Origin of the sequence: Ruoffia sp. FAM 26255, from assembly GCF_045528525.1 — a bacterium.
In the GTDB taxonomy this organism is placed as follows: Bacteria; Bacillota; Bacilli; order Lactobacillales; family Aerococcaceae; genus Ruoffia; species Ruoffia tabacinasalis.
This window is the reverse complement of the sequence record NZ_JBGQQX010000050.1, coordinates 1-14,574: the sequence shown is the minus strand read 5'-3', so window position 1 is coordinate 14,574 and position 14,574 is coordinate 1. Positions and strand designations below refer to the sequence as shown.

The 14,574-nt window shown below is 37.2% G+C and carries 13 protein-coding genes and 1 pseudogene; 6 read left to right on the top strand and 8 right to left on the bottom strand.

Annotation, left to right across the window (positions count from 1 at the left end):
- A pseudogene (locus ACEN31_RS09165) lies at positions 1-117 on the top strand (IS30 family transposase); the annotation flags it as partial.
- Positions 118-505: 388 nt separating this feature from the next.
- Positions 506-1,138: a cyclic di-AMP binding protein CbpA gene (gene cbpA, locus ACEN31_RS09160; protein ID WP_407109244.1), complete on the top strand. Its 633-nt coding sequence runs from the start codon at positions 506-508 to the stop codon at positions 1,136-1,138.
- 225 nt (positions 1,139-1,363) lie between these two features.
- Here cbpA and ACEN31_RS09155 read toward each other — a convergent pair whose 3' ends face one another.
- The 8 genes from ACEN31_RS09155 to ACEN31_RS09120 form a co-directional block, all read right to left on the bottom strand.
- Positions 1,364-1,996: an MBL fold metallo-hydrolase gene (locus tag ACEN31_RS09155; RefSeq protein WP_407089113.1), complete on the bottom strand. Its 633-nt coding sequence runs from the start codon at positions 1,994-1,996 to the stop codon at positions 1,364-1,366.
- 21 nt (positions 1,997-2,017) lie between these two features.
- Positions 2,018-3,172: an alanine racemase gene (gene alr / locus ACEN31_RS09150; RefSeq protein ID WP_407089112.1), complete on the bottom strand. Its 1,155-nt coding sequence runs from the start codon at positions 3,170-3,172 to the stop codon at positions 2,018-2,020.
- Entirely contained in the window at positions 3,172-3,582 is a 411-nt protein-coding gene (gene acpS, locus ACEN31_RS09145) for a holo-ACP synthase (RefSeq protein WP_407094218.1), read from the bottom strand. Before acpS ends, alr begins: the two co-directional genes overlap by 1 nt.
- A 257-nt stretch (positions 3,583-3,839) precedes the next feature.
- On the bottom strand, positions 3,840-5,351 hold the full coding sequence (locus ACEN31_RS09140; protein ID WP_407089110.1) for a DEAD/DEAH box helicase: 1,512 nt from the start codon (positions 5,349-5,351) through the stop codon (positions 3,840-3,842).
- Positions 5,352-5,528: 177 nt separating this feature from the next.
- Entirely contained in the window at positions 5,529-6,935 is a 1,407-nt protein-coding gene (gene murF / locus ACEN31_RS09135; protein ID WP_407109243.1) for a UDP-N-acetylmuramoyl-tripeptide--D-alanyl-D-alanine ligase, read from the bottom strand.
- A 114-nt stretch (positions 6,936-7,049) separates the two neighbouring features.
- Positions 7,050-8,135, bottom strand: coding sequence for a D-alanine--D-alanine ligase (locus ACEN31_RS09130; RefSeq protein WP_407109242.1), 1,086 nt, complete (start codon positions 8,133-8,135; stop codon positions 7,050-7,052).
- 168 nt (positions 8,136-8,303) lie between these two features.
- Complete coding sequence (locus ACEN31_RS09125; RefSeq protein ID WP_407109241.1) at positions 8,304-9,116, bottom strand: hypothetical protein; 813 nt, start codon at positions 9,114-9,116, stop codon at positions 8,304-8,306.
- A 402-nt stretch (positions 9,117-9,518) separates the two neighbouring features.
- A complete protein-coding gene (locus ACEN31_RS09120; protein WP_171031299.1) occupies positions 9,519-10,079 on the bottom strand; it encodes a LemA family protein in 561 nt (186 codons plus the stop codon).
- Between the two features lie 245 nt (positions 10,080-10,324).
- Here ACEN31_RS09120 and ACEN31_RS09115 point away from each other — a divergent pair, with 245 nt between their 5' ends.
- The 4 genes from ACEN31_RS09115 to ACEN31_RS09100 form a co-directional block, all read left to right on the top strand.
- A complete protein-coding gene (locus tag ACEN31_RS09115; protein ID WP_407109240.1) occupies positions 10,325-11,194 on the top strand; it encodes a VOC family protein in 870 nt (289 codons plus the stop codon).
- A gap of 79 nt (positions 11,195-11,273) precedes the next feature.
- Positions 11,274-12,218 carry a hypothetical protein gene (locus ACEN31_RS09110; RefSeq protein WP_407109239.1) on the top strand — a complete coding sequence of 315 codons (945 nt, stop codon included), beginning with the start codon at positions 11,274-11,276 and terminating at the stop codon, positions 12,216-12,218.
- A 204-nt stretch (positions 12,219-12,422) separates the two neighbouring features.
- A complete protein-coding gene (locus tag ACEN31_RS09105; RefSeq protein ID WP_407109238.1) occupies positions 12,423-13,910 on the top strand; it encodes a hypothetical protein in 1,488 nt (495 codons plus the stop codon).
- A gap of 182 nt (positions 13,911-14,092) precedes the next feature.
- A partial coding sequence (locus ACEN31_RS09100) for an IS30 family transposase (RefSeq protein WP_407109245.1) occupies positions 14,093-14,574 on the top strand: 482 nt, incomplete at its 3' end.

Sequence of the window (14,574 nt, the reverse complement as noted above, 5' to 3'; positions counted from 1 at the left end):
GTGTCATCGATTGCACACAAACGGAACACGATTCCACGGAAATCCTTACACTACCGAACACCGTTGGAAGTATTTTTGAGTTACTTAGATGAAGCAGTTTTGTCTAGCTTAATTTGACAAATCAAATTACTTATAAATATAAGAAAAAAACGAACAAATTGCAAGAAATATACGATGAATTTATCATGTCTTTCCTCCCTTTTTTTATGTAAGCAATTTTTATCAAGATTAACCTTCATCTTCTTGTAAACTCAGCGTTCTTTTCTATTTCTTCCTGAATGAAATATGAATAGTTTTTAACATATTTCTATTGCATAATAATTCTAATAAAAACTAGATAATCCTACGCATATATGTTAATATTATATGTTGTGTTAATGAGAAACACAGATTTAGCATTAATTTAATATTAAAAAACAATTAGAATTCTTTGCATTCTGAATCACATTTTGCTAATATGAATCTATCAAACTACAGTTAATTTTAATACAAGGAGTTTCGCTTTATGATAAAAAACCTCGTGCATCATAAAGACAATATTGTGACTATTAGTGAAACAATGAATTGTCTCGACGCGATCGAAATTTTAGAGCAGCATTCTTTAAGAAATGCGCCGGTCGTCGATGCTACTAATACATTATACCGCGGTAATATTTACCGTTATCATATTTATAAATACAAATTCCATCATCCCGATGCCGATCTTGCGCAACTTAAAGTGACTCAATTTCTTAAAAATACGACGCGAGTTGTTCACGAGAATGATACCTTTTACCAATTAATTTTTGCGATTCGTGATTTACCTTTTATTGCCGTATTGGATAAGGAAAATGTCTTTACGGGCGTCATCCAACATGATGCTATGATTAATTACTTAGCTCAAGCTTGGGTCGCAGACAAGTCAGGTTACGTTCTTGCTATTCAAACACGTGGGGAAAAAGGCGAGCTGAACAAGTTAGCTCGACTTGTGAATCGTAAAGCAGATATTCAATCTGCCGTTACCTTTGAGAAAACAACCTATGATACGTCCACTTACTTAATGGTAACGCTACCAGAGTACTTGGATGTATCATCAGTCCGTGCACTAGTTAAAGACTTGACTCGCCGCAAATACGATGTCAATGTGGTTACGTTGTAGGATAGTGAAAATTTGAGAGAGCATTTGAGTTAGATGGCTGTGCTGTTTGGCTCAAGTTAAGGCAACTCAAGACTAATGAGTTTGGCGTTCGACTCTAGTTGCAACCACTCAAGACAAATGGATCCCCGGTTTGGCTCTAGTTCCACCCCAACTCATTCACCCATCACAAATTAAAAAGTGTCCAAAGTTTTTTGGACACTTTTTGCTTGCTCTCATTTAATGTTTTTAAGCTTTAAAGCCTTGTAAGAAAGGATTCGATTGGATTTCTTGTGAGACAGTCGTTGGTCCACCATGTCCTGGAAACAATACAAAGTCTCCGGGTAAAGTTAAGATATTGCGGACAATTCCAACTAATAACGTTTGTAAATCGCCACCAGGTGTATCAGTTCGACCAATCGAGCCGTTGAATACAGTGTCGCCACAAATCACGAAGCCATCTTCTTTGAATGTGTACACGACATGTCCGGGACTGTGACCTGGAATCAACGCAATGTCAAAGGTAAATGGTCCGACTGTATGTTCTCCAAGTTCAGTCCATAAATGATCCGCTGGATGGTTCACTACAACTGTACTTGGTTGCATATTACGGTTCGGAGTTTGGAATGTCTCCGATTCAATTTCATGAACATATACTTCAATACCGAATTCATCTCGCACTGAATCCACTGCTAAGACATGGTCAAAATGTGTATGAGTAATCAGAATCGCTTCGGGCTCCCAACTATTTTCCTTTATCCAAGCGATAATACGGTCTGCATCATCACCTGGATCAATAATCAATGCTTTGTTGTCTTCATTATAGACGACATACGTATTTTCCTGAATTTGACCGACAACTAATTTTGCTACTTTTAACATAATTTTGCCTCCTTGAAATTTTTAATAAGAATCGTCTAAATAGACTCTTGTCACTCGAGGACCAATAGACGTTAGGATTTCATAACCAATCGTTCCAACTTCTTTTGCAATTGTTGTCGCATGGTTTTTCCCTTTATAATCCGTTCCGATCAGAGTCACGTTTGTTCCAATAGGATATTCACGCGGTAAGCGAATCATCAATTGATCCATATTAATCGTCCCAACAATTGGGCAAGCTTGGCCGTCAACATTTAAAGAAATTCCTTTATAGTGACGTAACCACCCGTCTGCATAACCAATTGGAATTGTTCCAATCCACTCATCTTCACTTGCTTCATACGTAGCGCCGTAGCTCACTTTAGATCCCTTCTCTACTTTCTTCACATAGATTAATTCGGACACTAATTGTAAAGCCGGTCGTAAATCTTTAGTGATTGGATTATCAAAATCACCTTTGGGGTCAATTCCGTACATCGCACTTCCTAAACGAATAATATCGGTTGGATAATCCAAATGCCACATACCCATACCAGAGTTGGCGATATGACGCACTTTAACATCTTCAGGAATAGCTTCAGTTAATTCTACCCACTTATTATATTGCTCTTCAATATATTCTTCTGGTCCACCACCGGCTGTTGAGAAGTGGGTAAAGACACCTTCCCAATTTGTCCAAGGATAGGCTTTAATGCCTGCTTTAAATACTTCAACTTCTTCAACAGAGCGCAGTCCAATACGTCCCATACCTGTATCTAAAGCCAGATGGAAAGTTAATTTAGATAGATTTAATAAACCAAGCTGGTTTGTTTCTTCTAATTGCTCATAAGCCAGTTTGAAAAAATCTAAATGACTCACGGTAATGGTTAAATTATAATGTAAAATTTCTGCGATACCACGCGAATCTGTTAGGCCTAATATAAGAATGGGCACTTGTGAGAATCCTTGGCTACGTAATTCAATTCCTTCATCAACTGTCGCAACAGCTAATCCAGTTGCACCAGCCTGAAGCGCTGCTCGAGCTATTGGCACAGCTCCGTGTCCGTAGCCATCAGCTTTGACAGTGGCATAAATTTGTTGATTGTCTTTTAACTGACTTTCAACTAAGTGAATATTGTGGCGAATCGCAGTTAAATCGACGATCGCTTGTGTAGGTCTATGGTCGCTATAATCTATCATTAATTTATCTCCTTCTTATTAGAAAAATACTCTTTTAATCTGTCTCTTAATGTAGGATCATCTAATTCAACAATCACAGTTGCTGTCGCATGAAAGCGTGAATGACTGATGGAAACTTTCGCTTCTGGGTGAGTAAAGGGTGCGTTAGTAATTACCGGCACACCGCGTTCGTCAGGCAATATGGTAATATCAGTAAACTTTAATTTACTACCTACGCCTGTCCCTAAAGCTTTTCCATAGGCTTCTTTGGCACTAAATCGCCCCGCTAAAAAGCTGGCTTGCCTGACTTGCGAGTATGTATTATAGATTTCCAACTCAAGTTCCGTCAGAATCTTAGCCGCAAAACAAGGTTGTCGCACAGAAACTTCTACAATACGTTCTATTTCTATTATATCTGTCCCTAATTGCATTCTAGTTCTCCCTTTTGATTTTATATATTCAATTATACAATAAAAGCCGTATGAACATTGTGTCATACGGCTTCTGCAGCAAAATGCGTTAGCTTCCGCCATTGCTTTACTTATACTATTTATATATATGTATTTTTTGGTTAAAAGTCAGCTTTTACTATATTAGAAAAGCTGAATAAAAGGATAAACTGTGTTTAGTTTATTCCGTTAAAATGAATATGGTACTTTTTTAACAAACATTTCATAGAATGTGCTACTTAGTCGTTTTTAGACTTGATTTTAAAGTTCTTGCTTTTACGATCAGAATTGTTTCCTTGTTGTTTACCTTTGTTACCTTGTTTGCCTTTGTATCCTTGTTTTCCACGGTTGTTTCCACCACGGTCATTACGGTTGTTACTACGGCGTCTGTTGTATTTTTTGTTGTTTTTAGATTTCTTTCCACCAGCATTTGGTAATGGTCTTTGTGGAGAAATAACAACCTCAACATCGTTATTTTCTGATAAAACTTCTTTTAATAAAGCCGAAACTAAATCATTTGCTTCGTAGTGCGCTAATAACATTTTCGCAGTGTTGCGGTGTTTGTTTGCTTCACTCGATTCTAAAATCTCATTAATTTGGTCAACTAATTGTTGAACTTGTCCGTGCTCTACTTCTTCTGATGTTGGCGGGCTTAATGGTTTCATTTGTTTACGAGTTAAGTTCTCGATTGTTTTTAAGTAAGACATTTCGTTGTGTGTAACGAATGATAATGACATGCCATCTTTACCAGCTCGTCCTGTACGTCCGATACGGTGAACGTAACTTTCTGGGTCTTGTGGAATATCATAGTTATAAACGTGTGTCACACCTGAGATATCTAAACCACGAGCTGCAACGTCAGTTGCCACTAAGATTTCAATGCGTCCTTGACGGAATTCGTTAATTACGCTTGAACGTTTTTGTTGTGTTACGTCACCGTGAATTAATTCTGAGTTGTAACCACGTAATGTTAAACCGCGTCCTACTTCATCAACACGTTTTTTTGTACGACAGAAGATGATGGCTTGCTCTGGATTTTGTACGTCCATGAAGCGTGTTAAGACATCAAATTTTTCGTTGTCTTTTAATTTAACAAAGTATTGTTCAATTAAATCAGCTGTCATTTCTTTCGCTTCAATCTTCACGTGAATTGCGTCAGTTAAGAATTGCTCTCCTAATTTTTTAATTGCAGCTGGCATTGTTGCTGAGAATAATAATGTTTGACGTGTTGCAGGAGTTTTTTCGATAATCGATTTAATATCATCGATGAATCCCATATTTAACATCTCATCTGCTTCGTCTAAGATGACTGTCTCGATGCCTTTTAAGTTTAAGACACGACGGTTAATTAAATCTAGAACACGTCCTGGTGTCCCAACGATGATTTGTGGGTGATTACGTTTGATACGTTCGATTTGTTTTTGAATGGATGTTCCACCGTATACAGTGAATACGCGTGCGCGAACATCTTTTCCTAAGCGGAAAATTTCTTCTTGAACTTGGATTGCAAGTTCACGAGTTGGTGCAATAACAATTCCTTGAATTCCTTTATTATTATTGTGGATTTTATTCAACATTGGAAGACCAAATGCAGCTGTTTTACCAGTACCAGTTTGAGCTTGACCAATAACGTCGCGTCCTTCTAGTGCATGTGGGATTGCTTGTTGTTGAATAGGTGTTGGTTCCTCGAACCCCATATCATCTAAAGTATGGATTAGTTCGGGTTTTAAATTAAATTCATTAAATTTCACTAAGGTATTACCTCTTTCTGTTTTGCCTGTTTGTTATATGTTTGTTTAAAAAGAAAAAACGCCTAGACACAACTCAGTATCAAGCAATGGGCATGTGTCATTAGGCGATGCTATGTAAATTTTCACTTTAACCTTTGTTAGTGTAACATGTTAATCCTTACGTCACAACCATTTTGTTTATGATTGCGTTTCCTTACTTGTTAAGTGTGTCACAACTTTTAATAAATCAACACCGAAACTTGACTTAACTAAGACCATATCATCAGAAGTAACCGTATTCTCAAGTTGTTCAATGAGTATTTGATGGCTTTCTGGTTCATAGATGAGATGTGTGTCATCATAAACTTCTTTTAATTCTTCGTATAAATATTGCATTTGCTCACCAAACAAGTAAACGACATCGATATTTTGCGGGACAATATCTTTCGCAATCTCACGGTGGAATTGTTCACTGTGAGGACCTAATTCGCGAATATCTCCTAGGACAGCAATTTTACGACCGTTCTCTTTTGTTTGAAGTGTTGAATAAGCTTGTAATACTGCTCGCATCGATGTTGGGCTCGCATTATAGGCGTCATTTAATAGTTGAGCGCCATTCTTCATCTCTAGCCATTCTAAACGGTTCGCCGTTAATTTAAACTGAGACAATTGGAAGATCGCTTGTTCAATTGGAACATTAATGCTTTTAGCAATACTTAAAGCAATTAAGGCGTTTGATACGTTATACGCTCCCATAACCGGAATCATACATAGAACATTTTCGTCTAAGTTTGTTTTAAAGTAAGTTTTACTTTGTTCTTCAATTAATTCTTTCGCATAAACATCACTGGTCTCGTCAAAGCCGATACTTAGCGTATCAATGGATTTATTTAATTCTGGCATCTCACTTTGTATTAAAGGCTCGTCACCTGGATAAATAAATAGACCAGATTCTTTTAAGCCAGATAAAATTTCTAATTTGGCTTGAGCAATTCCTGCACGTGATCCTAAGAACTCTAAATGACTTTCGCCAATCAATGTGATGACTGCAATATCCGGTTGGGCAATTTCACTCAAAGCTTTAATTTCTCCGAAACCACTCATTCCCATTTCGCATACTACAACTTCCGTTGTTTCTGGCATTTGCAGTAACGTATAAGGTAAACCAATTTCATTATTATAGTTCCCTTGAGTTTTATGCACTTGGTATTTTGCCATGAGCGCGTTGGCTGTCATATCTTTGGTCGTTGTCTTTCCGTTACTTCCTGTAATTCCAATCACGATTGGGTCTAGAATGTCACGGTAGTATTTCGCTAAGGCTTGCATCGCTTCTAAAGTATCATCTACAAAGATGCAGGCAATTTGTTCCGAAGGAGCCTCAGCTTGGTCTTTAGACCAAAAAGTTGCGATAGCACCATTCTCGATTGCTTTTTGGATATATTCATGGCCGTCTGTCTTTCCACTAGTTAGCGGAACGAATAAGCTTCCAGAAGTTATTTGGCGGGAATCGAATTTTACGTTATTAATTTCAATGTCTCTATTTTCTGCGGTGTAGTCAATCGCATGTACTGCTTTAACTACATCCATTAATTTAATATTTTTCATGTTTCACCTACCATACATTTCTCGTTATTTATCATATCTAGTTAAATATATCATATTTTGTCCAAAATAAAATACGAATCACTATTGCAAAGCAAAATAATGATTCGTATTCGACTAAAAATCGACTTTTAATTGGCTATTTCTTTCATGGCGACGTAAGGCTAACTGGATTAATTCATCAATTAAATCACGTTGACTTAAGCCAGTACCTAACCATAAGTTCGGATACATACTGTATTGGGTAAAGCCTGGCATAGTATTGATTTCATTAATATAGATGTCTCCATTGTTTGTTAAGAAGAAATCTACGCGAGCTAAGCCCGAACAATCAATCGCACGATAGGCTGCAAGCGCGTATTCTTGAACTTGGCTAGCGATGTGGTTAGGAATTTCAGCTGGAATTTGCATCTCAACGGTATTATTGATGTATTTTTCATCATAATTGTAAAAATCAGATTGCTTCACCAATTGTCCAACCACACTGACGTGCGCATCATCATTCCCTAAGACAGCCACTTCACACTCTTCTGCGCGAATTCCTTGCTCAACAACGATACGACGATCAAATTGTAAAGCCAATTCCACAGCTTCAACTAATTCACTGCTGTCAGTCACTCTTGATATCCCGACACTAGAACCTAAATTCGCTGGTTTAACAAATAATGGATATAACAAGCTACCTTCTGAACGCGCAATTAAGTCTTCTTTATCTGATTGCCATTCTCTTTGATCGAAAGCGATGTAAGGAACTTGCGGTAGTCCTGCACGTTCAAATAAGTTTTTACTGATAATTTTATCCATTCCAGCAGCACTTGCGGCTACGCCTGCTCCTACATATGGAAGATTTAGAATTTCTAAGAATCCTTGAATTGTTCCATCTTCTCCATTTGGTCCATGAAGAATTGGAAAGACAACTGTATCCTCTTCCGCAATATCACCAGGATTAATGTTAATACCGGTCGAAGAACCTTTTTCATTATCACACCAGGATTCTACTTGTGCGGAACTTAAGCGTAACTGTTCCGGGAACGCGCTAGGCTCTTCCAATAAAGGTCCCTTAATCCACTTCCCTTGGCGGGTAATATAGATAGGTTGAACTGTATATACATCGAACATAATTTGTTGCACGATATTATGTGCTGATAATATCGAAATATCATGCTCTGCGCTTTGTCCGCCATAAAGCATTGTGATTTTCATTGTCTAAACCTCCAATAGTAAACTCGTCTAATAGATAAAAAATTTTTTATTTTAACAATAGTAAATATACCATATTTCTACTGTAAAAATAATGTTTTTTTCTATTTAATTCATAATACTATATATTAATTTATATAATGGAATAAAGCAAGTTACTATCTAAGCTTACTAAGCATCCACACTGCTTGATATAACCCCTTGACTTCGTAATTCAAAATCATCGATGTCTTCAATAACTTCTAATTCTAACGTCCAGCGCTGTGCGTTCGTATCATAAACTAGAAAGCCAATGTGTTCTTTTGGTACTTGATCTTGCGTTAATAAGGTCAATTCGTCTTCGATAATATTTAATGGCACTTTCCAATACGTACCCGTTTGAATTGCTTGAACAAAGTTAATTTTTATTCCACGAGAGAATAGCGGAGCGATTTGCTCCACAATATTCAACGGTAAAGGATTTACTTTTTCTTTTCGCATAAAAAAGAGTGAACGGGATTCATTCACTAACGCAACCATTCTAGCTTGGATAACTCTTTGAAAACGTGAATAGAAGTGTGAAACAAAGCGGTAAAAGACTTTCAGTAGGCCATTAGGTAACCTTAAAAATACGTAATTGTTTTGAAGTTTATAGAAAAATGCTGACTTTAAGCCTTTATTTGCGTGGAACAAATATAAAATCTCAGCTATCTCATTGGCTGTTAATTGGTGCATGGATTCCATATTTTCAAAATCAATCCAATTTGACATTCGCAACTCTGCGTTACTACTAGCTTCGAAGTAGTTCGCTACTTCTGTTTTATTTCGTAAAACTTTGAAATTTGTTTGCGCGTCAAAACGTCCAACCTCAGGAGGTGCTTGAGCAAGTATTATATTATTCGGCATATACTGGGATTCAAAATCCTCAAGGACTAGATCAATACCTCGAGTCATAATATGGTTAGTAACAGAATCATAATGAACATATAAATTTACACGACTCACACTCGCATCCTCCTTTCTTCCAATTTAATCTCTTAACATAATATACTACATTCTACCCATTTTATTCATAAATTAATAGTGTTAAAACACGAGTTTATGTGACATTTATGTTACATATTTCCTTTATTAAACTCCCCTTATATTCCATGGCAGTTATATGAGTCAGCACAATAATAACTAAGCATTATTATGCAATTATTCATTTACTATCCGAAGTTAATAGTATCAAATGAGTATCTCAATGACATCTCTCCATAAAAATATTCTATAATAGTTAACAAGCAATTGCTAGAGATACGCCTACTGACCTTCGTATATCCATCTTAGCATGTTTGTATGAATTATTTAATAACAAAGAAACGACCTACCTTATTAGGTAAGTCGCATCATTTATAATGATTATTAAAATTGAACTTCTGGTACTTGGCGTGCTTCCTCTGGAGTTTCTAGTAAGCTTCGTCGATTAAAGCCATGAACATTTGCCACAATATTCGTCGGCACTGTTTCAACGGTTGTGTTATATTGGGTTGCAGTTGAGTTGTACAGTTGACGTGCCGTCGCAATTTGTTGCTCCGTTTTCTCAAGGGTTGATTGCAATTGTGTAAAGTTCGTATTCGCTTTTAAATCTGGATATTGCTCTGCGACAACTAATAGTCTTGATAGAGCTCCTGATAATTCATTAGACTTAGCATTAATTTCAGCTGGATCCGCATCACTTGGCAAGTTAATCAATTGTTGTCTTGCTTGAGTGACTGATTCTAAAGTTTCTCTTTCGTGACTCGCATAACCTTTTACCGTGTTCACTAAGTTTGGAATTAAATCGTTACGACGTTGTAGCTGTACATCGATTTGGCTAAATGATTCATCTACCCAGTTACGACGTTTAATTAAATTATTATAAATAAGTACCCAGATAATCGCGATGACCACGATAACGGCGATAATTATCCACATGATATTCATATATATATTCTCCTTCCGAGACATTTAATAGTTTCTACTATACATTATATTAAATAATTGATTCATTGTCGAAAATTATCCCCTATAGCTCGTTTTCCCTCTTAAAAAATAGACTTAATCGTCAATGTGTTCTTAAGTGTTGTTTATCTCGAATTCGTATTGATGTCTGCTTTTTATCATGATATCATCAAGTTGACGTTTGAATGATATTAAAGAAAAGCAACAACTGAAAGGAAGATGCATATATGACAACCGAGGCAATTACACAATCAGCAACAACTATCCAAACAACTGGAATTGAATTAAACGCGTTAAAACCAACTGAATTAGCAAGTTTTTATGAGGAAAAAATCGGCTTAACTTTACTAAGCAAAGATGACGCTGGGAAAATCTATCACTTAGGAACACCAGACGGAACTGTACTTATCTCAATTTACCCGGCGACAACTGAAAAATCACAAAGAACGACTGGTTTATATCACTTAGCTTTATTATTACCAACACGCGGTGACTTAGGTGGGATGTTACGTCACTTACTAGAAAACCAAGTCAATGTTGAAGGTGCATCAGATCACGGGTACAGTGAGGCATTATACTTACCTGACCCAGAAGGAAACGGTATTGAAATATACGCTGATAAAGATAGAAGTGAATGGGACATTAAAGATAATGGCCTAATTGGTGGAATCGTTATCGCATTGGACGCTGAAGGCGTACTTTCATCACAAGAGGTGCCTTTCACCGGTATACCAAATGGAACAACGATGGGGCATATTCATTTACACGTAAATGATATTGAATCAACTTTAAGTTTCTATCATGAAGTGATGGGCTTAGGTCTTAAATTCATTATGAATGAAGCAGCTTTATTTATGGCTACACAAGACTACCACCATCATTTAGGTGCCAACCTTTGGAATGGTCGTAATATCCCTGCTGCTCAAGACGGAACACAAGGTTTACGTAACTCTGTTTGGTCAGGTTCTGCGGAAGATTTAAAAGCGATTCAAGCAAAATTAACTGACATTGGGCATGAATTTACTAAAGATGGCGAGACTCTTTACTTTAAAGATCCGGCCGGAACAGGTATTATCCTAAAATTCATAAAACAATAAAACATTGAAAGGTGTACTTGCTATGGCTTGTACACCTTATTCTGGTTTTAATACTAATTAATTCGAAAGGATGACTTTTTTGAAAAAGAACACACTGAAAATAATTATCGCTCTATTCTTACTTGCCCTTATCGTGAGCCCACTCACAGCCATGGCGCAAGAAGACGCCACTTCTGACGCTGTTATTTATCCAGCTCGTTATCAACTTAACTCAATCGATTCTGTTAACTTAGCTGAATTTTATGAATATAACATGGGGATGACGATTCTAGAAGAAGCAGATGGGTATTACCGTTTAGGAACTTCGGATGAACGTACGTTACTTGAGATATTCCCGACAGATATCCCTCGTGGAGACAGCTTATCAACAGGGCTATACCATACAGCATTCCTATTCAATGACCGCAAATATTTGGGAAGTGCATTAAACCATCTCATGGAAACTCAGTCGCCTATTGAAGGCTTTACTTATCACGGTGTGAGTGACGCGGTTTATGCTGCTGATATTGAAGGTAACGGGATTGAATTATATTGGGACTACCCTGTAGAAGAATGGCCTCAAGATGAAGGTGGTAACTCTGTTGACATGTTAAACGAGCCACTTGACTATGTTGAGTTAATGGAATCAGCTACTGAGGAATTCACTCAATTAGATGAACGTACTAAAATTGGACACTTCCATTTAGTATCTGACCACTATGATGCAGCGGGTAAATTTTACAGTGATGTCTTTAATTTAAACACGCAAAGTTATGTTGAGGGTGACTCATTCTTCCAAGCTTCTGGAAGCTATCACCACCATATCGCAAATAATAATTGGTTCGCCGATCAAGGGATTACACAACCAGAAGAAGGCCAACAAGGACTTCGTGCAACGATTTGGGAAACTCAATCCGAAGATTTCTTTAATGAAGTGATCAGTAACTTAGATTCTTTAGGAGCTGATTATACTCTAGAGGATAATTCACTGAGCTTTAATGATGCCTCTGGTTTAGGTGTGATTGTTGAATTAGTTTCTGAATAAACATTGAGCGTAGAATATAAGGGATAGCCCCTTTGTTCTACGCTTTTTTGTTGGATAAAATATTTTATTGCATAAGGTTTTTAAATATTTTATAATGACTGCATTTGAAAACACGCTTGAAAGGAGGGTCAACCTATTAAACGAACACATTATTTATTCCGCTGGGGGACTGTCCTCGTATCTTTAGGTCTTTTAGTCTACGTAATGCTTCACTTTGCTTTTGCTAAACAAGGCTTTCATATTGATGAAATATACTCTTATGGTCTCAGCAACAGTTACTACAATCCCTTTCCAACTGCAATCAATGAATGGACGCCAAGTACGTATTATCAAAACTACTTGATGCCTAACCACGCAACAGCGTTCGAATATGGGTCGGTAATGTCTAATCAAGTCAATGACGTGCATCCACCGCTATATTATTTATTATTCCACACGATTGCCTCTTTTTGGCAAGGTGGCTTTTCACCGATGGTGGGCTTAACGCTTAATCTAGGGGCGCATATAGCGACAATGATTGTATTATTTTTCTCAATCTATTACTTAACGAAGAATTTTTATTTAAGTATCTTTGCTGGCTTGTTCTGGGGGTTGAGTATCGGTGGGTTAAGTTCGATGTTATTTATTCGGATGTATCATCTGATGGGCTTTTTCGTCATTAGTTTGTTATATCTACTTTTACGGTATAGCCGTTCTAATAAATCATATACGACAATTCTTTTGATACCTATATTTATCGCTACTTTATTGGGCGCTTTGACTCATTATTATTTCTATTTGTATGCCTTCTTTATTGTGGCGGTCGCATGTATTGGCCTTCTAATGATTAAGGAATTTAAAAAAGCAATTATACTGGGCGTTATAGAAGTAGGCGCAATTGGGGTTGCTTGGGGTATTTTCCCAGCGGTCTTTTCACATATTTTCGCTTCGAATCGAGGTGTTGAAGTATTAAATAATGCCAATAATGCGAATTTCACAGAGAATTTGAAATTATATTTAAGTTTTGTGCAAAAGGATTTACTTGCTGATGTGTCGCTACCAATCTTTATCGGTGTGTTAATTGGCTGTATTATTCTACTTTGTGTGCAAAGCAAGACCTTAATTAATCGAGTGACTTTCTTACAAATTGCAATGATTATTCTGCCTATGGGCTTATATATCTTTCTCGTTCAAGATTTATCTCGTTATCATACCGCCCGCTACATTTACCCAATTTATTCAGTCGTCGCTGTGGCGGTTGTGTTAGTGATTTACTTTTCCCTGCGGGCGATTTTAAGTAAGCCTTGGAGTACTGCCATGACCATTCTTGGTTTAAGTTTAATCGTCTTACTTGGTTTCAAGCGTGAGACAGTTTACTTTCAATATTCAGATCAAGGGGCTTTAACACAAAGTATTCTTGAAAATCCCACCAATTCGGCGATGGTCTTCAGTGCTTCACGCTGGCAAATCGCAGAATACTCACCCCAACTCGCCTTACATGATGAGGTCTATCCTATGATACTGGAGTCGACAGACGCTAGTTACATGCCTGTGATGGAGGCGCATGACCTAGGTGAGCCTTTAGCGATTTATACTAATAGTACGCAACTTAAGCAAGAAGAGTTAATCCAATCAGTCTTAGAGAAGTATCAGTTAACTGATTACAAAGTATTGCATCAAACGAATGATTTAATTGTTTATTATTTTGAATAATATACACAATGCGAGTGGTCTACGGTTCACTCGTGTTTTTTTGTAAAGATGAATTGTAAAATTAAGTGCGACAAATAAAGAAACCCATAACAGGTTCGTGTAAAATGTTAGTAACGACAAAAACATAAACACGGAGGTCTGTTATGAGCTACACACATCTTACCATATAGGAACGTTCAAAAATAGAAACACTCTATCAAGAAGGTTATAAAATTAATCGCATTGCTCAATTAATCGGGCGCCATCGGTCAACGATTTATAGAGAACTTAAACGATGCCCTTCAGATCAATACCAAGCTCAGGATACCCATGACGGTGCCAATCAACGTGCACGTCTTAAGGGTAGAAATCCTAAGTACACGGTCGAGCTACTTAAAGACATTCAAGATAAATTAGAACGTACATGGTCACCTGAACAAATTGTTGGACGAGACTATCAGGGAAAACTTTCCTTTAAATCCATCTATAACTGGATTTACCAAGATATCTTAAAGGTACCCCTAACTGTCTTAAGACACAAAGGGAAAAGTCGAGAGTCTCAAGAAACGCGAGGAAAGTTTAATATCGGCACTCCCATCTCAAAACGCCCCAAATCTGTGAAGAATCGAAAAGAGTTCGGGCATTGGGAACTCGACACAGTTGTTTCTTCTCGAGGTAAGAGTAA

Coding starts and splice junctions, on each gene's coding strand:
- murF (WP_407109243.1), bottom strand. CDS start 6,935: ATGAAAAATATTAAATTAATGGATGTAGTTAAAGCAGTACATGCGATT.
- ACEN31_RS09155 (WP_407089113.1), bottom strand. CDS start 1,996: ATGTTAAAAGTAGCAAAATTAGTTGTCGGTCAAATTCAGGAAAATACG.
- cbpA (WP_407109244.1), top strand. CDS start 506: ATGATAAAAAACCTCGTGCATCATAAAGACAATATTGTGACTATTAGT.
- acpS (WP_407094218.1), bottom strand. CDS start 3,582: ATGCAATTAGGGACAGATATAATAGAAATAGAACGTATTGTAGAAGTT.
- ACEN31_RS09115 (WP_407109240.1), top strand. CDS start 10,325: ATGACAACCGAGGCAATTACACAATCAGCAACAACTATCCAAACAACT.
- ACEN31_RS09120 (WP_171031299.1), bottom strand. CDS start 10,079: ATGAATATCATGTGGATAATTATCGCCGTTATCGTGGTCATCGCGATT.
- alr (WP_407089112.1), bottom strand. CDS start 3,172: ATGATAGATTATAGCGACCATAGACCTACACAAGCGATCGTCGATTTA.
- ACEN31_RS09105 (WP_407109238.1), top strand. CDS start 12,423: ATGCTTCACTTTGCTTTTGCTAAACAAGGCTTTCATATTGATGAAATA.
- ACEN31_RS09130 (WP_407109242.1), bottom strand. CDS start 8,135: ATGAAAATCACAATGCTTTATGGCGGACAAAGCGCAGAGCATGATATT.